The sequence below is a fragment of the Aurantibrevibacter litoralis genome, from assembly GCF_034651555.1.
Lineage (GTDB): Bacteria > Bacteroidota > Bacteroidia > Flavobacteriales > Flavobacteriaceae > Aurantibrevibacter > Aurantibrevibacter litoralis.
The window spans coordinates 46538-66097 of sequence record NZ_JAYEEQ010000007.1 but is presented as its reverse complement, the minus strand read 5'-3'; the positions used below and the strand labels follow the sequence as shown (position 1 = coordinate 66097).

Below are 19560 nucleotides of genomic sequence, written 5' to 3'. Positions count from 1 at the left end.
TAAAAAGTAGCGGGGCTTAGATCACTAACCGAATTTTACAAAAAAAATAGATACCATGACCACATTAGTAAAAATAACACTGGCCTTTTTAGTAGCGCTCTTCCTTTCTTCTTGCGGATTCGATATCCTCCTCGGTGAGGGTCAAAAAGGAAACGGCGTCGTAGCCGAAGAAAACAGATCAATTATGGAGGAATTTACGGCAGTTTCAGCCTCGGAAGGTTTGGATGTTTATGTACATCAAGGAAGCACCTTTGCGATCATCGTAGAGGCCGATGAAAATATCATCGATCTTATAGCCACGGACATAAGGGATGGAAAACTTCGTGTACATGCACTTAAGAACATTGGCCGGGCTACCAAAAAAATTCATGTTACCCTTCCTGAAATTAGAAGTCTAGAAAGCTCAAGTGGCGCAGATCTTATAGCGCAACAATTGCTGCAAACCGATGAAATTAGGCTCAGTGCCAGTAGTGGATCTAGCCTTATCGTAGTTTTGAAAGCCAATGAAGCCAAGGCAGATGCAAGCAGTGGTGCCGATATCAGGCTGTCTGGTGAAGCCCATAGTATTATTGCTCATGCCAGCAGCGGCGCAGCCATTAAGGCCGGCGAGTTTTATACCAAAATTGGCAATGCAAAGGCCAGCAGTGGTGCCGATATCTCCGTGAATGTTTCCGAAGCTTTAGTGGCAGAGGCTAGCAGCGGCGGCGATGTTTCCTATACCGGTGATGCCCTTGTACAGCAAAAGAATGCCATATCCGGAAAAATTTCTAAATATTAAACGCCATTTACATCGAAATCAAAGAACAAAAATGAACAAGAACCTGTCACATTTGGCAGGTTTTCATTTTTTTCAAGATGCAGTTTCGCTATATTCGTGTACAATTAATTGTAGGAACATAATCGTATGAAAATTGGCATTAAAAAATATATTCTCCCCTTAAAGCACACTTTTAGTATTTCCCGAGAATCCCATGATTTTCAAGATACCCTAATTGTGAGTTTAACCATAGACGGCTTTACAGGGTACGGCGAAGCCACTTCGAACCCGTACTACAATATTACCTATGAAAGCATGGCGAGAGAAATTGAAGCCATTTCAACAGCGATAGAATCCTTTTCTTTTAGCAAACCCGAGCTTTTTCATGCCTTTATCGTATCTAAAGGACTCAGCAATTTTGCAATTTGTGCTTTAGATTTGGCGGCTCATGATTTATATGGTAAATTATTGGGAAAACCATTGTATGAGATTTGGGGTACCAAAATGACCAACTACCCTATTAGCAATTACACTATAGGCATAGACAGCATCACGAAAATGGTAGCTAAAATGGAGGAAATGCCATGGCCAATTTATAAAATAAAATTGGGGACTAAAGATGATGTAGCCATTATCCGGGAACTTAGAACCCATACCAATGCCATTTTTAGGGTTGATGCCAATGGAGCATGGACGGCAAGAGAAACCATCCTAAACGCTCCTATATTACAAGCTTTGGGTGTAGAATTTATAGAACAACCCTTAGCTGCGGATGACTGGAAGGGTATGGAGCAGGTAATACACCAAAGTGTGCTGCCTATTATTGCGGACGAAAGTTGTATTGTTGAGTGCGATGTAGACAAATGTGGATTGCATTTTAGCGGCATCAATATAAAATTAACAAAATGTGGCGGACTAACCCCAGCCTTGCGAATGATACAAAAAGCGAAGGAATTAGGGCTAAAAGTTATGGTAGGCTGTATGACGGAATCTACCGTGGGCATATCTGCCATAGCTCAATTATTACCGCAATTAGATTATGTGGATATGGATGGCGCCTTGTTATTAAAGGCTGATATCGCCGATGGGGTGAAATTGCTGGACTACGGAAAAATCGTTTTCCCGGAAATAGGCGGCAGCGGTATACGATTACGATAATGACACATTACGTAGATCATTTTCCCGGACGCGCATTGGATCTTAATGGTACAACACACCTATACTTTGGCGGTACTTCCTATTTAGGCATACAAACCGATGTCGCTTTTCAGGATATACTCATTAGGAATATTCGCAAATACGGTACCAATTACGGGGCTTCGCGAAAGTCCAACATTCGGTTTTCAGTATTCCAATTAGCCGAAGATCATTTGGCCGAAATGGCAGGATCCGAGGCTTGTATTACCCTCTCGTCCGGTTATTTAGCGGGACAAGCAGTGCGTAATTATTTTGGAAATAGGGCTGGAAAACTATTTTATGCCCCCAATACGCATTCGGCACTCTATCAGACCAAAATAAAACCCTATGCCACCTTCACGGCACTTCATATTGGAGTAAGCGAGCATTTGGCAACGCCGCAGAGACACCCTCCAGTCCTTTTTCTGGATGCCATCGATTTTTCGGGCAACAACTATCCCCATTTTGAAAGTTTAAAATCACTTCCCTTGCGGGATATCATTCTTGTGGTAGACGATTCTCACGGTTTTGGTATCATAGGTACGCAAGGAGGAGGTGTATATGCTATGTTAGCAGCTCTTGAACCCAAGGAATTGATCGTGTGCGCCTCACTTGGTAAAAGTATGGGGGTGCAGGCAGGAGCGCTTTTTGGGTCTAGAACACGAATACAAGAAATTTCAGATACAGATTTTTTCGGAGGGGCTAGTCCCTCTGCACCAGCCTACATGGCCACCCTCATCGAGGCTGCCTCCATATACAAGCAACGAAGAGCTCTATTACAGCAGCACCTTTCCTATTTTCTGAACCTATTAAAAGATAAAACGCCTTTCAATTATATGGAAGGTCATCCGGCATTCAGCTTTTCGGATACGCAACGCACCCGGTTTTTAAAGGAACATCATATTCTGGTTACTTCGTTTAAGTATCCCCGAGAAAATGCAGCTACTATGAGCAGAATTGTCCTTAGCGCAGCACATACATCGGAAGATATTTATCGCCTAGCGCATGTTTTAAATACATACTAGCAATTTCAAAAAGGCTATTTTATTTATTTTGTTTCATATTCATAATTATTCAACTAAATAATTATGGATATACTAAAATTATTCGTAACTTTTTGCTATTCAAAAAATTAATCTTTTAAAATAACACTGCCATGAAAAAACTATTTTTAACTACGTTTTTGATGGTGCTTTTGGTTTCTGCCACCACAAATGAAGCACCAAAGCTTCCGTTACAACCTTCCATTGAAGGCACATGGGAACTCGTAAGTCATTACAATTACGACAATAATGAAGTGATTGATACGGTACCGGCCACTAACGGTTACCGCCAAATTAAGATGTACTATAACGGGAAAGTAATGTGGACACGCTACGTTCCCACAGATTCGGTGGAATGGTTTGGTTACGGTTCGTATAAGACCACAGACAATTCGCTAACGGAATCCTTAGAGTATATGTCTGCATCTATGCGTAAAATTGCAGATACCCTAAGTGTATTTACCTTTGAACTTCAGATTGATGAAAAAAATTATCGTCAAATATCACTAGACGCCGAAGGAAACAGAACGTTTTCTGAAAACTATAAGCGTCTAAATTAAATCAAAAAAAACCGCCCCAATCTGAAATTTTTATAATTTCCATGGGACGGTTTTTTCTGTTTTGCGCTAGTCTTACCGTAAATTAGAAACTTCTTCAGGAGATTCTATGGTGGCTAAATAGCGTTCTGCATCTAAGGCAGCCATACAGCCTGTTCCCGCTGCCGTAACGGCTTGACGATATTCCTTATCCTGCGCATCACCACTGGCAAAAACCCCTGGTTTATTGGTTTTTGTAGATTTTCCCTTGGTGATTAAATAGCCGGTTTCGTCCATATCTAACTGACCTTTAAAAATGTCGGTATTGGGTTTATGACCAATGGCAATAAATAACCCGGTTATGGCAATATCCTCTTTTTCGCCCGTTTGATTGTTCACGATACGAAGCCCTTCTACCACCTGATCTCCCAAAACCTCATCAACCTCGGTATTGTACCGAATATCAATATTTTTCAAGCTATTCACCCGATGTTGCATGGCTTTTGAAGCCCTCATTTCATTGCGGCGCACCAACATGGTTACCGTTTTGCAAATATTGGCTAAATAGGACGCTTCCTCCGCGGCCGTATCGCCTGCACCAACGATGGCCACATCTTGTCCTTTATAAAAAAAACCGTCGCACACGGCACAGGCCGATACGCCACCGCCACGCAAACGCTGCTCACTAGGAATGCCCAGATACTTGGCTGTAGCCCCCGTAGCAATGATAATAGTTTCAGCTTCAATTACGGTACCGTTATCAACAGTGGCCTTGTGGATGCCTCCTAGCTCGTCGCTAAGCGTTACCGCAGTTACCATACCAATCCGAACTTCCGTTCCAAATCGTTCCGCCTGTTGCTGTAGTTGAACCATCATTGTGGGCCCATCTACCCCATCGGGATACCCAGGAAAATTATCCACTTCTGTGGTAGTAGTCAATTGCCCTCCGGGTTCCATACCTGTATATAGAAGTGGTTTTAGATCGGCTCTTGCAGCATAAATGGCTGCCGTATAGCCCGCCGGACCTGACCCGATAATCAATGTTTTAACTTTTTCTATTTTTTCTGACATGATCTATGTATTCTAAAAAGTATCAATTGCAAAAGTAGCGTATTCGTAAAAAACCTTACGATTAAAGTTATAAAAAGTTATTCTAAAATTTGATGGGCTATCCTTTACGATACATTTTGTTCCATCCCAATCTAGACTATGGAAGTGCCTTTGCTAGGTGTTACTTCAAATGCCGAAAGCGTTCTACCGAACTGTTGTTCATAGGCTTCCGAAGCTTGTGCTATATAGCTATCCTTGTACGCTTGGTGTACCAAATTAATGGTGCATCCTCCAAAACCACCCCCCATGAGACGGGCACCCACTACCGCCGGAATACCTTTAGAAAAATCGACTAAAAAATCGAGCTCCGGGCAACTGATTTCGTAATCATTGCGCATCCCGTCATGTGCCTCATATAAAATGCGACCCAGTTCCTTAATATCATTTTTATGCAATGCAGCGGCAGCCTCTAAAACCCGATCATTTTCGGCAACAATATAAGAACAACGATGGTAAACTGTACTATCCATATCCTCCTTACCCCTTTCTAGCATGGCTTTGGTAACCTCTCTAAGTGATTTAATTTCGGGAAAGTATTGTTGCAGAAGGCGCACCCCCTTTTCGCATTCCATCCTTCGGGTATTGTATGCGCTAGACGCCAAATTATGGGTAACGTTTGTATTGAGCAAGACAAGGGTGTAGGGCGCAATCTGAAATGGAATATAGGTAGGTTCAAGGGTTTTACAATCTAATAAAATTACATGCCCTTCCTTGCTCATGACCGAAGCGAATTGATCCATAATACCACATTGAGTGCCCACAAAGCGATGTTCGGCATCTCTTGCAAGTGTTACGATATCCATTTTGGTTAATCCCAGATCAAAAAGTTCATTTAGGCCGTAGGCTAAGCCACACTCCAAGGCAGCCGACGAACTAATACCCGATCCTGTGGGTAATTTACTTTCAATGATACAATCAAAACCAGCCAACCCATTCGATCTTTTTGCAATTTCATTCAAAACTCCTAAAACATAATTTTCCCATGCTACGGCACTCTTTTTTATAGCCTCTAAATGAACTACAAAACCGACATCAAAGTTTTGGCTATAGATATGACATTTCGTTTTACAGCCATTTTTTTGAAACTTAAAAGTGATGCTTTTTTCGATGGCCGTTGGCAATACAAAGCCTAGATTGTAATCCGTATGTTCCCCGATAATATTAATTCTACCCGGTGAATTAACCACAAGTTCGGGACTAAAATGTGTCATAAATTTCATTTAAACATCTGCATGTAACGCTTAGTTATTTTAGTTTTTCACCATTTCTGGGATAGCCACCGTCCTAAACCCCAGATGTTCTAAGGACGAATCTTGGGTCGTAGCCATACGGGCCGAAATCCTATAACTGGCACAATACGAAGCATTACAAAGAAAAGAGCCTCCCCGAATTACTTTTTCTTCTGCATACGGGTTCGTTGGATTATAGGGTGCCGGAGCTCCTTTAGGGTTGCGCACAGTAGTATTTGTTTGCTGTAATTCTTTAAAATAAGATACGTTATACCAGTCGCTGGTCCATTCCCATACATTTCCTGCCATATCATACAAACCAAATTCATTCGGAGGATACGATTTTACGGGGGCACTGCCTTCGTACCCGTCTGTTTTCGTATTAGCCACAGGAAACTCTCCTTCCCACGTATTGGCATGAGTGGCTAATGCCTCCGGTGTGTTGCCCCATACATAAATCCTATTTCTATGCCCTCCCCTGGCGGCATATTCCCATTCTGCCTCTGTAGGCAGTCTTCTACCTACCCATTCGCAATATGCTAAAGCATCTTCATAGGCGATATGCACTACAGGATGGTTTTCTTTATTCTTAATATCGCTATCGGGGCCTTTCGGATGTTTCCAATTGGCACCAATGCGCCACATCCACCATTGCGAAAAATCATACAAATTGGCCACAGTGCTTTTTGCTTTTCGAAAGGTAAGCGAACCGGGTTGGATAAGTGAATCGTGGGGTTTGGGCGTTCCCTCTGGCAGTTGCGCTTTTAATACTTCCCAATCTACCTCTCGTTCTGCAAGTGTAATATAGCCGGTTTCTGCTACAAATTTTGCGAAATCGGCATTGGTAACCTCATGAATATCCATAAAAAATCCATCGACCGCTACAGGATGTGCCGGTTTTTCGTGCGACATCGCCATAGGATCATCGGAAACCGCTCCCTGCACAAAAGTACCACCGGGAATCCAAACCATACCCTCAGGGGCATTTACATGATTTGGAGGGTATTGCACCAATTCTAATGTATCTCGTGTTCCCAAAGCCGAAGGTTCAATTATCTCTAGTGTTTTAGCTTCTTTTGGCTGTCTTCCGCATTGCCCAAAAACAACTAGGAACAAACCAAAAACAAGGACGCGATGTACGCTATTTCTACGTTTAGTTGCCCAATTAATTATACGATATCTCATCTTAAATACGAGTTTTACATTACTGCAATCAAAATTAGGACTCCCTAACGAATTCTCATTTATCCTCTTTTATGGTGCAATTTCCTTGAGAAATTCCGAATCATCCATAGCGGCTACAGGTGTGCACCCTTTTTTACTCACGCAAGCTGCGCCTACTACCTTTTTTTGATAATCCTTTTATTGTGATACAGATGGCAAATATAGGTAAAGGAGTCTTTTTTAACGAGCAGTATCCCTAGCAATCCCGCCTAAAAAAAACAGCGGTTAACAAACCGCTGTACTATTTCTAGGTAATGTGTTTGACTTACAACAAGCTATTTATATTTTGTGACTCTTTCATCGTTTATAATTCCTTCCCAATTAAGTCCAAAAGCAAAATCGTAGGTGTTGCCTTCCGTGTCTGTAAAAGGAGTCATATCCCTTGGGACATCTTCCTTTTGGGCTTCAACCGTAAGCATATCTGCCGGCATTTGAAATGGCAACAGACCATAAGGCTCGGACTGTCCGGTTATTAAATCCATTAATGCCTGATCCTGAACTCCCATGTGAACAAGAATTCCGGAAGCACTTGGTTCTATTTCGGAAAATACCATTGGGTTAGAAACATTTATACTGACTATTACGGGTTTATTTCCCATGAGTTTCTTGGTGTCGTTTACCAATTTCATATCGGAATGGTTAGAGGCGATCACTTTTTTACCTTTGTAACTTCTATTGGTGAAATTTTCCAGTGGGCTACCCCCTGCTAAACTTACTTCACGAGCGGTACTGGCGGTATATTCGCCATATTGTAAGGTGATGGGAACATACCCATTTCCTCCCTTTTCTAAATCTGCTCTATCATAACCTACACCCCCATCCGGACTTTTTATACCTACCAATGCAAAATCTGCTTCTGCTGGATTTTCTACCACCTCAAAATATTTTTTAACAATTTCAAGATTAAAGGGATACTCCGTTTTTGCAGGCGTAACAATACCCCACCAGTTTTTGGTGGATGGGACGTACCTTTGAGGAACATAAACTTTCAACCGTGCTTTTAGAGGTAAGGTCTTATCCTGATTTTTAAGCAGAATCACAGATTTTACCTGTGCCTCAAAACCGGCTTGCATAAAATTCGGATTCCCAACCGTTTTTTCGGTTTCGGACACTTCCAAATATGGGTTTTCAAAAAGGTCTACGTTAAAAATATTCCGAAGCAAACGAACAGCCGAGGTTTCAAATCTTATCCTCATGTACGCTTCCCCATGTGCCGTCACTCCCATTTGGTAGGCTTCTAGAATTGGCCCAATGTCATTGTTGCCGCCAAATTGATCCATTCCGGCCTCAATGACCTTAAAATGGCGTTCTGCCTCCGTCAGTTGCTCCACTCCCCACGGTTTTCCTTCGAATACGTCTATGGCTGATATATCTCGTGTAATACCCCAATCTGTACACAGGACACCCTCGTAGCCATATTGTCCTCTAAGGACATCTGTAATTAAATACTTGTTAAATCCGTTCGCTACATTATCGTTATTTTTAGTATCCTGTCCAAACGAGATGGTGTAATAAGGCATTACGGCAGAAGCCATTTTGGTAGGGCCTTCTAGCTTAAAAGCCCCTTCTGTGAATGGTTTTATGTGGTCTTTAAAATTATTGCCCGGATATACGGCATAAGCACCATAGCCAAAATGACCATCCCGACCACCTTCTTCAGGCCCTCCACCCGGCCAATGCTTTACCATGGCATTGACACTTTGAAATCCCCATCCGCTGTTATCATTGGAGGATTGAAATCCATCTACATAAGCTCGAGCCATTGCAGCTGCTAAATTTGGATCCTCGCCCATAGTGCCCGGGTAGCGGTACCATCTGGGTTCCGTTCCCAGATCTATTTGTGGCGACAAGGCCGTTGTTATGCCTAGAGCCCTGTATTCTTTGGAGGCAATTTCCCCAAACTGCTTCATAAGATCGATATCAAAAGTGGCCGTAAGACCCAAAGAATGAGGCCACATAGATATTTTTCCACCCGCACCTGCATTAAACTCTGCGCTGGCATCACTGCCATGTCGGGGATCGGAACTTGTGTTTACCGGTATCCCAAAACCCAATTTTTCGGCAAAAGCTTGGGCGTTGTTATTCCATTGCGCCGCAATCCCTGGACTTTCTACCGTTGTGATAAGCACATGACGCAGGTTATCTTTTTCTAAAAACTCTTTTTGGGCATCTGATAAATCACTTGCTAGGGCTCCACTTTCTGCAAAAGATTTACCGTTATAAGTTACCGGTCCAAATGCCCTATTGGCTCCTCCGGGAATGGACTGATGAGAGCTATATAGCATTAGGCCTGCAATCTCTTCTGTGGATAGTTTTTTTGATAGATCTTTGGCACGTTCCTCTACGGGAAGCCTCCAGTCCTCATAGGCGTCGAGTTGGCCATTTTTATTTAAATCTTTAAATGCAAAACGATCCACTTCTAAAATACGAACCCCCGAATTTGTGTTATACCCTAATGTCTTCCCTTCTTTATTTTTTATTAGTACAAAACCCTCTTTCTCTTCAGTTGTATATTTGGGCTTACATCCGGAAAGAACCAATACGCCGACTAGAAAAAATTGTAAAAAAAACCTGTCCTTTAGTTTCATCTGTTTATATTTATATCAGTTAGGTGGTTAGATGGAACTCGCCAAAAATCTTTCTCTAGCATGTTACGCTTTGTAGCATAACTCGTTTCCAATTTTTTATTTTAATTATTGATTTTGTGCTACCAACGCAAATAGTTCCTTGTCTAATTGCGGCTTTACACCAGTCGTGTTATCAAAATGCATTGTAGCTGTGTTTTTGATATTATATTTAGGCCATTCTGGTATACCGTCGTGATTGGGATCTCCTGTTTTGGCAAAATTAATCCACGCCCTGCTCATTTTATCTGCTAGTATATGTGCTTCTTTACCTCCGCCGGTCATGTTTTTGGCACGTTCCACATTATCAAAAACAAAAGGCAATTCCATACAGTGCAAGGACTTATATTTTCCGTCAAAAACCGGAGACTGCCAAGTAAACAAATACATATATACCGGAGCTCCACCGGCAATGGCCGACTTTGTATTGGCTTGCGCCACGGCACCGGGTCTAAACATAGTATCTACATCTAGCAAATCTTTAGGATCGGTATCTGCGGGATAGGCTTTTTTTACCGCCTTAATATATGCCTCTGAATTATCTTTATACTGCGCTTTAATATGTGCCATAATCTCAGCTTCGGTCGCATTTACAAACCTCATATTGGCAAAAGGGGCAAACTCATTTTTAACCGTTCCAATGAGTAATGGAATATCTTTAGAAATACCGTAGGCTTCTTTGGAGTTAACCTGATGCGGAATATCTTCGCCGTCCACACTAGGACCCCAGTTAAGTCCAAAACCAACAACAGGTGTACCTTGAGCAGCCAGTTTATTGGCCACGGTTTGCAATGCTTTACTACTGGCTTCACTTAGGACGGAAAACGGAATTTTTTGCAAACTGTCTGCCTGAGATTCCCTTAATCCCAAGACCGTCAACACTTCTTTGGCAATACTTTGGGTTACCTCCTTTTCCAAAACGGCAGTACGAAACGCACCACTTTGATTAATGGCTTTATGAAATAGCCCTTTAGCCTTTGGCATTGCCATAAGGGTATTTACCTTGGCTCCTCCCCCAGATTGCCCAAAAATGGTCACGTTATCCGCGTCGCCCCCAAAGTTGGCTATATTCGTTTTTACCCACTCCAAAGCAGCAACAATATCCAACATACTGTTATTGGCAGAATGTTTATATTTCTCGCCATATGCAGAAAGATCCAAAAATCCTAAAACATTAATTCTATGATTTATGGAAACAACCACAACATCCCCTTTTTTACTTAGGTTTTCACCGTCATAAGAAGGTAATTCCTGACTAGATCCTGCGGTAAATCCACCGCCATGAATCCAAAACAGCACCGGTCTTTTTTTGCCATCAGAAATTTCCGGTGTCCAAACATTAATACGTAGGCAATCTTCATTCGTATACCCCCAATCATGATCAAACACAAATTCGGATTCGTCCTGCACAGTTGTTGTGGGTGTAACCAAAGGCGCTACTGGACCATATGTTGTTGAGCTCCTTACGCCCTCCCAAGGGGTTAATTTGGAAGGTGGTAAAAAACGTTCAGCTTGTGCATAAGGGATGCCTTTATAGGTATAAATTCCGTTGTGGATATACCCTCTTACTTTTCCCGATTCGGTTTGGGTAACCGCTATATGTTCGCCCGTTATCACTTCTTGGGCATTGGCAAAGGGAAACGTTACTATCCAAATAATGGCAACTACAATTTTTTTTGTTCTTTTCATTATTAGTTTGTCTTTTAAGTTAATTTAATTTTAATGCTGTAGGTTCAAAAATGCGAGTTACTTTTATTGATTTATAGTTTGGTTCTTGCCGATATGAAACACTGAAATTGTGTTTACTTCCCTAAAAATTTAAATCTCGAACATGCTTTATTCTACCACTTCAAACACAAAGGATCCTGAACTCAACTCAAAAACAAGATGATTTTCTTGCTGTCTTAATAAGGTTACTCCTTTGCTCTTTTTTATCTTTTTACCGCTTTCCGTCACATTTTTTAGAGCTGTTGCAGGTAAATATAAGGTAGCCGTGGTATTGGCAGGTATGGTGGTTAGGTATCGTAACTTTTTCTCGTCTTTGCGCCATTCGCTTTCAATTCTTCCATAGGTGGAATCATAATACCCTTTAGCCCATGTCATTACACCATCCGGATCTGGTGTTGGTCTTAACATGAAATGTTTAAAACCGGGATTATCCGGATCTCTTTGAATTCCTAAGGAATAATTATACATCCAAGCCAACACGGCACCAAAAGAATAATGATTAAACGAATTCATACTGTTATTGCCTCCAAACCCTTCTTCAACGGTATACGAATTTAAACGTTCCCAAATCGTTGTTGCTCCATTGACTACAGAGTATAGCCATGATGGGTACGATGTTTGCTGTAATACCCTATAGGCTTCGGCATGCTTGCCATTGGCTGATAGTGCTTCATTTAATGAAGCGGTACCTATAAATCCGGTCATTAAGGAATATTCAGGTCTCAATTTCCCTAAATCATCCCTATTTGTTCTAGAAACAGCATCGACTAAATGATTTACCGCAGCGGGTTTATGTACTTCGTTAAATACATTTAGCGCCAACGGAATGGCATAGGATGCCTGAGTATCTACCAAATCACCTAACTTTTTACGTTGATCTTCCGGTGGTGGGGGGTCAAACCGAAAACCAACATGACCCGTGTGTTGGGTTTTATGCGAAACAGGGTGTACATAAGTTTGGTTAAAAAAAGTCTTTCTAAGATTATATTGCTTTCGGAATTCGGTTGCCTCTTCATTTTTATCGAGTATTGTGGCCGTTTTAGCCAGAATGTCGAGATTATACACTTGGTACGCATTCCACATGGCCGTATTGTCGTTCTTATCATTTTCAGGGCTTAACCAATCGCCCAAAGGCCCTTCGTCTAAAACGCCGTTTTCATTTTCTTTGGTAGCCAAAAATGCGACATAAGCCTTCATAGCGTCATAGTGCTCCTTTAACACCGCTACATCACCATATTGTTGGTATAATTCCCAAGGTATTACAATGCCGGCACTTCCCCATAGGGTTCCGCCAAAGCCACCGCCCACAGGTGCTACATCGGTAAACCGCCCGGTGGGGGCTTGCATATCTCGCATGGCTATTAAATGACGTCTTAAAAAAGGTTGCACAGCACCCAAAAAAGTGGCTGCCTTGGCAAAAACATTAATATCTCCACTCCAGCCCATACGCTCATTTCGAGCCGGCGTATCTGTTGGAATAGACAAAAAATTACCTCTAAAAGACCAAGTTACATTTTCCCAAAGTTTGTTGACCAAATCATTGGAAGTTTCATAAGAAGAGGCCAGATCCCCAACAGAGCTGATTACAAGTCCTTTTACATTTTCTAAAAGTAACGGAGCGTTTATGCCTGTTATTTCTATATACCGATACCCATGAAAGGTAAATCTTGGCTGAATAACCTCTACGCCTCCTTTTCTTATGTATAGATCCTGTGCAAGTGCCGCCCTTATATTCTCTAGCATTACCATACCTTTATGATCTCCATATTCTGGTAGATCTGGATAAAGCACTTCGGCAAATCGCAATGTAATGGTATCCTTTGGTTTACCATCTTGCAAGGTTATTTGAGGCACACCCACCATATTCTGTCCCATATCATACACATATACACCGGGTCGTACTTCGTTCATCCGTAGTGCGGTAAGCGTTTTAACCTGTTTGGCGTTTTCTCCGATCTGACCCGTAATTTTTTGGGTTTCATAGTCTAAGGATATGGTGCGTCCCTGTGGATCTTGATAACTACCCACAACAGCCGTACCCTTTAACGGCACTTCTACAGCCGGTTTCCATGAGGTATCATCAAAATCCGGATTGTTCCAATTTGTAATTGCAGCTTCTTTAGCTGCATCGTAAATTTCCCCTTGAAAAAAACTACCATATCGTATAGGACCCTCTGTAAACAATTTCCAATCCGTATCATTAGATGCAACAACTTTCTCAGATCCATCGCTATAGGTTATAACCAATTTGGACAACACGGATTGCCTGTCCCCAAAATAATTCCAATTTTCGCCACGGTAGGTAATATTGCCGCTCCACCAACCTTCACTGAGCCATATCCCCAATGCATTTTTGCTGTTTTGAGTCACCAAAGCTGTAACATCATAGGTTTGATACATCTGGGTTTTATTGTACTGGGTAAGTCCCGGATTGAAATAATCGTTCCCAACTCTTATTCCGTTTAAGTACGCCTCATAAATACCTCTTGCCGTAATATAGAGTCTGGCTTTTCTTATTTTTTTTTCCGAAGTTGTAAATGAGGTTCGCAGCATCGGTGTCCCATTTTTACTTGGATTTGCCAAGATTAAGACCCCTGAGGTGCCTCCGTTTACGTGATAGGTTTGATCAACAATGTGTAGGTCGCTATTATCTGCAAATTCTTTAAATATTCCTTGATAATCTGTATTTTGAGGAGACTCATTAAATAAGACATTATAAGGTGTTCTGTAATTTCTTAGGGTAACATCAGCGAATGATGCCTTCTGTTGTTGAGGCAGCCAAAATCCGATGTCTGCAACCATAGGAAAACTAATGTAATCATTGCCCTTACCCACCGGATTAAGATTAAGTCCGTTATCGGCAAATGGGGATGGATTTGGATTTTCCGTGAATACCAATTTGTTTTCGTTCTTAATTTCATTGAGATAGACTTCAAAAATCCCAAAATTGCATTCCACGTAAAATTGATGTTTGTCGTATTTATTTTTTGAATTAATTAAACGCTGTGGGATATTGAAACTTTTAAAAGGCACATCAGATCGATCCGTTTGGGCATAGCCTACACGATACACCTTAAATTGAGCAAACCCTTCCTTTTTTTGCTCATTTACCCCTTCAATATCCAATTCAAAAGCGATATAATTTTGATTTTTACCGCTTTGCACCCCTTGTATGTTCTTGTTTCGATCCATCAAACGCCTATCGTTTGCTCCAAAAACAAATGCCGCTTTGGTACTCTTAGATGCCTTATCTAACTGCAATGCGTACGCTAGCTTAAACACTGACAAGTAATGTGATGCCAAAACCATGTCCTCATCACCTCCGCCAATCCATTGGGCACCATCCCAAGTTACTAGTGAAGGATCGGGATTTAGCAACCCTGTTTCAAACCAAGACGAAGTGCTTACTATCGTATTTCTATGATCCCAAACCGCAAGGCTAACGGTATATCGGGTTACCGGCTGTAAAGGGCGACCGGCATAGGCAATACCCAGAGAAACATCAGTCTCAACCTTACCCGAATTCCAAACTTCTGTACCTTGTTCATCTATCACCTTTATCTGATATCCGCTTTGAAAAACACCCCTTTCTGCGGATGAGGAAACAAGCTGCCAACTAAATCTAGGCGATGCACTATCCAACCCTATTGGATTCGTCTGATATTCTACTTGTAGGTTCTGTACTTGTGTTTGGGCTAAAGCGGGTAGCGAGAATACCATGAGCCATAAGAGTATAGTCCGTTTTAATGTTACTAAGTTGATTTTGAATGTTGCCATTGACGTGAGCTTTTTAAGTTATTCCTGAAAATTAAGGATATACAATGTTACCTTTTATAGCCAATACTACCGTTCCGTACTGTTATGAATACCACATATAGGCAATTAAAAACTATGGTTTACCCTGCCATTCCCGCTAGGTATCACCGAGATATCAACATTTTCGAATCATTTTTTTAAGCATATTTGGATCGATAAAATGTAGCTTCTCGCCGGTTATCCTATTTTGTTCCCAAAATCCCTAAAGTTTGGATAGGTATGTACTACTTTTTTTCAATGCTACTTCAGGATCTGCTACCATATCCTGTTCTACAAAGAAATGCTTTACGCCGTTGTCCAATGCCGCAGGAATAATAGCCTCTAGGTCTAAAACCCCTTCGCCACAAGAGGCCATATTCGGAAACAAGGCAATCCATTGCGCCGCATCACCGCCGTCTCCGGAAAAGGTTTGATGTTCTTTCATGTCCTTTACATGCATTAAATGATACCGGTTTTTATACTTTTTTAAATAAGCAATAGGGTCTGCCTTTCCGGCTATAGTCCAAAAGATATCCATTTCTAGAAAAACAAGTTCGGGGTCTGTATGATCTAAAATAAGATGCAATGGAATTTGTCCGTCTACCGGACTTAGGCCATAGCCGTGATTATGATAGGCAAATTTTAACCCAACCTCTTTTGCGCTTTTTCCAATTTTGTTAAAGGTATCTGCCATCGCCTTATAGTCGTCTAGAGTTTGCCTTCTTTCGTCGGGTATGGCCGGCAACACCACATAGGTTGCCCCGAGGGCTTGCCCTGCGTTACCCAAACTTTCCATGTGGTTTTCTAAGGTGTCCAAATCGGTATGCATGGATGGGATTGTAATTTGGTGCGCTTTAAAAATCGCTTTTACTTCTTGCTCCCTAAGGCCAAAATAACCACTGCCATTAAAACCCAACATGGGCGTAACCGCTTTCCAACGCTCTTGTGCGCTGGGTGCACTAAACGTATAGGGGCCAAACAATTCTATTTCCGAATATCCCATTTTGGACAGCATGGCTATGGTAGCTTCAAAATCGGCTTCTAACATTTTGGGTAAGGAAAAAAGTTGTATGCCCAACTGTTTCACCAATTTTGGCAGTTTCCACAAGCCTGGTGAAGCTAGGGCACTTTCCGCAAGTAAAAGGCTACCACCGGTGAGCATTCCGAGTTGTTTTAAAAAATCATTTCTTTTCATTATCATGTAGTTTTTGTTAAATTCTTATGTTTCATAGTCTGCATAGGATGAAATCTGTTGTACATTTTTAGTCTTTTGTACTAATTTGATCCTAAAATCGTTATCATTTGCCCGGATCCGTTTGGAAATAATAAAGATTTCTTCGCTATATCCTTTAGGGCAGGGTAAAAATGGAAGACATTATGTCAAAATAAATAACGGGTTGATTATTAAAAAAACATCCTTACTATCCTTGTAATTTGGTACGATTTACACTCCATAAACCCTATTTACCATAAATCCACCCTAAGCGTTTCCTGTTTACAAATAATGTTGGCCAGGTATTCGCCTCGTAGCATCGATCCTCATAATGACCTATCCTTTTTATATGGTTCTCATTCCCTTTTGGGTTTAAAACTGTATAAATAGGGTGCCTTATGGGCGGTTCCCATAAATAATTTCTCGTGCCGTTCTAAAATATCCATCCCTAACATTTTTCGTTGAAAGGCAGTACGACGCAACTTTTCTCCTAGTACGGCTTCATACACCTGTTGCAATTCTTTCATGGTAAATTTAGGCGGTAATAGGTTCATCCCTACTAATTTTCGTTCCAGGTTTTCTCGAAGTGTTTGTATTGCCTTTTCCACAATAATCTCATGATCCATCATTAATGGAGGCAATGAATCAACCGCGTACCAATTAATGGAGTCCGACAGCGCATCGGGCATTAGCTTCACGTTGTCATAATTGATCAACGCATAAAAGGCCACGGATATAAAACGTCCTAACAACCAGTGGTCTTCTGCAACTACGCCGTAGTTGGCTTCCAAAATACGGCGCATAATACCTGGTTTTGAACGAGAGGCATCACCAAACGTATAAAACTGTTCTAAAAAGATATTATCCAAACCGGTTCTTTCTTTTACGCCTCTTTGTACGGCTTCGTTTAAATTTTCGTTCTTTCTAATAAATCCGCCCGGAAGTGCAAAAAGATGGGTGTTGTGGTATTCTAAAATTAGAATTTTAAGTTGTTTCCCATTAAAACCAAAAATAACCGAATCGTAAGCTACATTGGGGATAAAACCGGTTATTTCAGGAAGTTCTTTCAAAATACGATCCTTAAAAATTACATTTTTTCCAAAGAAATGCTAAAATTTCAAAAAAACAAAGTATTATTGTAACAAATTGAGACAATAAAAAAATCTAAATGTAAGATATGAAAAAAATAGCAATTCCTTTATTTTTGATCCTTATGCTGAAAACGCACATTTACAGTCAAGACACCAATGCTTTTGCGGTACAAGTAAAGGTAGAACACGGTATTATTGAAGGTAATTACAATACACAAGATGGCATACAAACCTATTTTGGTGTTCCTTTTGCCCAACCTCCCATAGGAGCACTACGTTGGAAAGCTCCGCAACCCCTAGCACCTTGGAATGGTGTAAAACACACCAAAAGTTTTGGCCCAAGGCCCATGCAAACACAGGTTTTTGGAGATATGAAGTCGCGCTCCGCAGGCGTAAGCGAAGATTGTTTATACCTTAACATCTGGACTCCGGCCACAAGAAACTCCAAAGATTTGCCCGTTTTAGTATACTTCTACGGTGGCGGTAATGTAGCGGGTGATGGCTCTGAACCTCGGTATGACGGTAGAAGTATGGCTAAAGAAGGGATTGTAGTGGTGACCATTAATTATCGCTTGAATGTGTTTGGATTTTTGGCACATCCGGAGCTGAGCGCCGAGGCGCCCTATAAGGCCTCAGGAAATTATGGGTATTTAGATCAAAATGCAGCCTTGCAATGGGTACAAAATAATATTGCTGCTTTTGGGGGAGATCCGACTAAAGTAACCATTGCCGGTGAATCTGCCGGTTCTATTGGCGTAAGCCTTCAAATGGCTTCGCCGCTTTCTAAGAACCTCATTGCCGGTGCCATTGGAGAAAGTGGTGCGGCTATACACCCTACCATGGCACCTGTTCCTTTAAAAGAAGCCGAAAAGCAAGGGGCTGAATTTTTGGACAAGGCCGGTTATAAAAGTATTGCCGAATTGCGCAAACTAAGCACCCGAGAAATTTATGAAATTTATAACGAATCGCAACGATTTGGATTCCCTACCGTAATTGATGGTTATTTTCTTCCAAGTTCGTTACCCGAAATATTTTCTGCAAAAAATCAGGCGCAAGTCCCTTTATTAGTGGGTTGGAATTCTGCCGAAATACCCGGTATGGCTTTTATGCAGGGACAACCCTACAAGCAGGAAAATTATATAACTAAAGTTAAAGAGGTGTATCCTAATGACTTTAACGAGGTGCTTAAATTGTATCCACACAGTTCTGAAAAAGAAATTGAGCAATCGGCAACGGATCTGGCTTCGGATCAGTTCATTTCCTACAGCACCTGGAAATGGTTCGATTTGCATCGAAAAAACAGCAATAAGCCTGTTTATCGCTACTTATTCAGTAGAATTCGTCCCAATTTGGTCAATGATAACCTCGCTTCCGGTCTTGCCGGTGGTACGGTAGCACGAGACACCGATGCCCCACCCGTTCCAATACCTGTTGGCGCACCACATGCCTCAGAAATTGAATACTGTATGGGTAATTTATATTTGGTCGATGACTATGCTTGGAGCAAAGACGATTTTTCCGTTTCTAAAACCATGCTCACTTTTTTTGCCAATTTCGTTAAGACCGGAAATCCCAATGGAACAACCGTCCCGGAGTGGCAGGCGGCCCTACCTAATGATACCAAACCGGCCGTAATGGATATTAATGTAGAAAGCAAAGGGTTTAAGGCAATCCATGATGACCGATATTTATTCTTAGATAAAACCTACAGATTGCACTAAGAATACAGCGCACCCACGGTATTTCATAAAATTTCACGGCACTCATTTACGTGTCCTAAGGGATACCGTGATTTTTTCTGCTGTCTGTTTATAATCCTGTACCGCGGTATTGTTTGCCTGCATCATAGCGTAGGTTACTAGGAGGTATTGGAATAAAAAAATTCTTGAAACTGACTATCCCCGAGGCAAGCGATAGGGGTATACTTCTACTGCGCTCAGTACGGGTTTCGCCCGTTTCATTTTGGCCTTTGGACCAAAAACCGAAATTTTGTATTTTACCTCACCCGGAACTGCAAAAAGACAGTTCCGACCT

The 19560-nt window shown here is 41.5% G+C and carries 13 protein-coding genes; 5 read left to right on the top strand and 8 right to left on the bottom strand.

All coding sequences use genetic code 11. From position 1 onward, the window contains the following. The first annotated feature begins 55 nt into the window (after positions 1–55). The 4 genes from U1E44_RS07960 to U1E44_RS07945 all read left to right on the top strand — a co-directional run bounded on the left by U1E44_RS07960 (position 56) and on the right by U1E44_RS07945 (position 3536). A complete protein-coding gene (locus U1E44_RS07960) occupies positions 56–778 on the top strand; it encodes a head GIN domain-containing protein (protein ID WP_322930536.1) in 723 nt (240 codons plus the stop codon). A gap of 126 nt (positions 779–904) precedes the next feature. Further along, positions 905–1915: a dipeptide epimerase gene (locus U1E44_RS07955; RefSeq protein ID WP_322930535.1), complete on the top strand. Its 1011-nt coding sequence runs from the start codon at positions 905–907 to the stop codon at positions 1913–1915. After that, positions 1915–2958, top strand: a complete 1044-nt coding sequence (locus tag U1E44_RS07950; RefSeq protein WP_322930534.1) for an aminotransferase class I/II-fold pyridoxal phosphate-dependent enzyme — start codon at positions 1915–1917, stop codon at positions 2956–2958. Before U1E44_RS07955 ends, U1E44_RS07950 begins: the two co-directional genes overlap by 1 nt. Before the next feature lie 131 nt (positions 2959–3089). Continuing rightward, entirely contained in the window at positions 3090–3536 is a 447-nt protein-coding gene (locus U1E44_RS07945; RefSeq protein ID WP_322930533.1) for a hypothetical protein, read from the top strand. 72 nt (positions 3537–3608) lie between these two features. Here the strand turns inward: U1E44_RS07945 and trxB are convergent, their stop codons facing one another. From trxB to U1E44_RS07905, 8 genes are all read right to left on the bottom strand, one after another. Next, entirely contained in the window at positions 3609–4583 is a 975-nt protein-coding gene (gene trxB, locus U1E44_RS07940; RefSeq protein WP_322930532.1) for a thioredoxin-disulfide reductase, read from the bottom strand. A gap of 131 nt (positions 4584–4714) precedes the next feature. Then, on the bottom strand, positions 4715–5833 hold the full coding sequence (gene galK / locus U1E44_RS07935; RefSeq protein WP_322930531.1) for a galactokinase: 1119 nt from the start codon (positions 5831–5833) through the stop codon (positions 4715–4717). 39 nt (positions 5834–5872) lie between these two features. Continuing rightward, positions 5873–7036 (bottom strand): formylglycine-generating enzyme family protein, encoded by a 1164-nt coding sequence (locus U1E44_RS07930; protein WP_322930530.1) that lies wholly within the window; start codon positions 7034–7036, stop codon positions 5873–5875. Between the two features lie 314 nt (positions 7037–7350). Beyond that, the gene (locus U1E44_RS07925) at positions 7351–9663 is read right to left on the bottom strand and encodes a glycoside hydrolase family 3 protein (protein WP_322930529.1); all 2313 of its coding nucleotides are present in this window, start codon (positions 9661–9663) and stop codon (positions 7351–7353) included. A gap of 105 nt (positions 9664–9768) precedes the next feature. After that, positions 9769–11388 carry a carboxylesterase/lipase family protein gene (locus U1E44_RS07920; RefSeq protein ID WP_322930528.1) on the bottom strand — a complete coding sequence of 540 codons (1620 nt, stop codon included), beginning with the start codon at positions 11386–11388 and terminating at the stop codon, positions 9769–9771. Positions 11389–11535: 147 nt separating this feature from the next. Next, complete coding sequence (locus U1E44_RS07915; protein WP_322930527.1) at positions 11536–15204, bottom strand: family 78 glycoside hydrolase catalytic domain; 3669 nt, start codon at positions 15202–15204, stop codon at positions 11536–11538. A gap of 241 nt (positions 15205–15445) precedes the next feature. After that, on the bottom strand, positions 15446–16417 hold the full coding sequence (locus U1E44_RS07910; protein ID WP_322930526.1) for a sugar phosphate isomerase/epimerase family protein: 972 nt from the start codon (positions 16415–16417) through the stop codon (positions 15446–15448). Between the two features lie 374 nt (positions 16418–16791). After that, positions 16792–17505, bottom strand: coding sequence for an NUDIX hydrolase (locus U1E44_RS07905; protein ID WP_322930525.1), 714 nt, complete (start codon positions 17503–17505; stop codon positions 16792–16794). A gap of 107 nt (positions 17506–17612) precedes the next feature. On the opposite strand from U1E44_RS07905, the gene U1E44_RS07900 reads away from it, so the two are divergent. Then, positions 17613–19247 carry a carboxylesterase/lipase family protein gene (locus U1E44_RS07900; RefSeq protein ID WP_322930524.1) on the top strand — a complete coding sequence of 545 codons (1635 nt, stop codon included), beginning with the start codon at positions 17613–17615 and terminating at the stop codon, positions 19245–19247. Positions 19248–19560: the final 313 nt, after the last annotated feature.

Coding starts and splice junctions, on each gene's coding strand:
- U1E44_RS07960 (WP_322930536.1), top strand. CDS start 56: ATGACCACATTAGTAAAAATAACACTGGCCTTTTTAGTAGCGCTCTTC.
- U1E44_RS07955 (WP_322930535.1), top strand. CDS start 905: ATGAAAATTGGCATTAAAAAATATATTCTCCCCTTAAAGCACACTTTT.
- U1E44_RS07950 (WP_322930534.1), top strand. CDS start 1,915: ATGACACATTACGTAGATCATTTTCCCGGACGCGCATTGGATCTTAAT.
- U1E44_RS07945 (WP_322930533.1), top strand. CDS start 3,090: ATGAAAAAACTATTTTTAACTACGTTTTTGATGGTGCTTTTGGTTTCT.
- trxB (WP_322930532.1), bottom strand. CDS start 4,583: ATGTCAGAAAAAATAGAAAAAGTTAAAACATTGATTATCGGGTCAGGT.
- galK (WP_322930531.1), bottom strand. CDS start 5,833: ATGACACATTTTAGTCCCGAACTTGTGGTTAATTCACCGGGTAGAATT.
- U1E44_RS07930 (WP_322930530.1), bottom strand. CDS start 7,036: ATGAGATATCGTATAATTAATTGGGCAACTAAACGTAGAAATAGCGTA.
- U1E44_RS07925 (WP_322930529.1), bottom strand. CDS start 9,663: ATGAAACTAAAGGACAGGTTTTTTTTACAATTTTTTCTAGTCGGCGTA.
- U1E44_RS07920 (WP_322930528.1), bottom strand. CDS start 11,388: ATGAAAAGAACAAAAAAAATTGTAGTTGCCATTATTTGGATAGTAACG.
- U1E44_RS07915 (WP_322930527.1), bottom strand. CDS start 15,204: ATGGCAACATTCAAAATCAACTTAGTAACATTAAAACGGACTATACTC.
- U1E44_RS07910 (WP_322930526.1), bottom strand. CDS start 16,417: ATGAAAAGAAATGATTTTTTAAAACAACTCGGAATGCTCACCGGTGGT.
- U1E44_RS07900 (WP_322930524.1), top strand. CDS start 17,613: ATGAAAAAAATAGCAATTCCTTTATTTTTGATCCTTATGCTGAAAACG.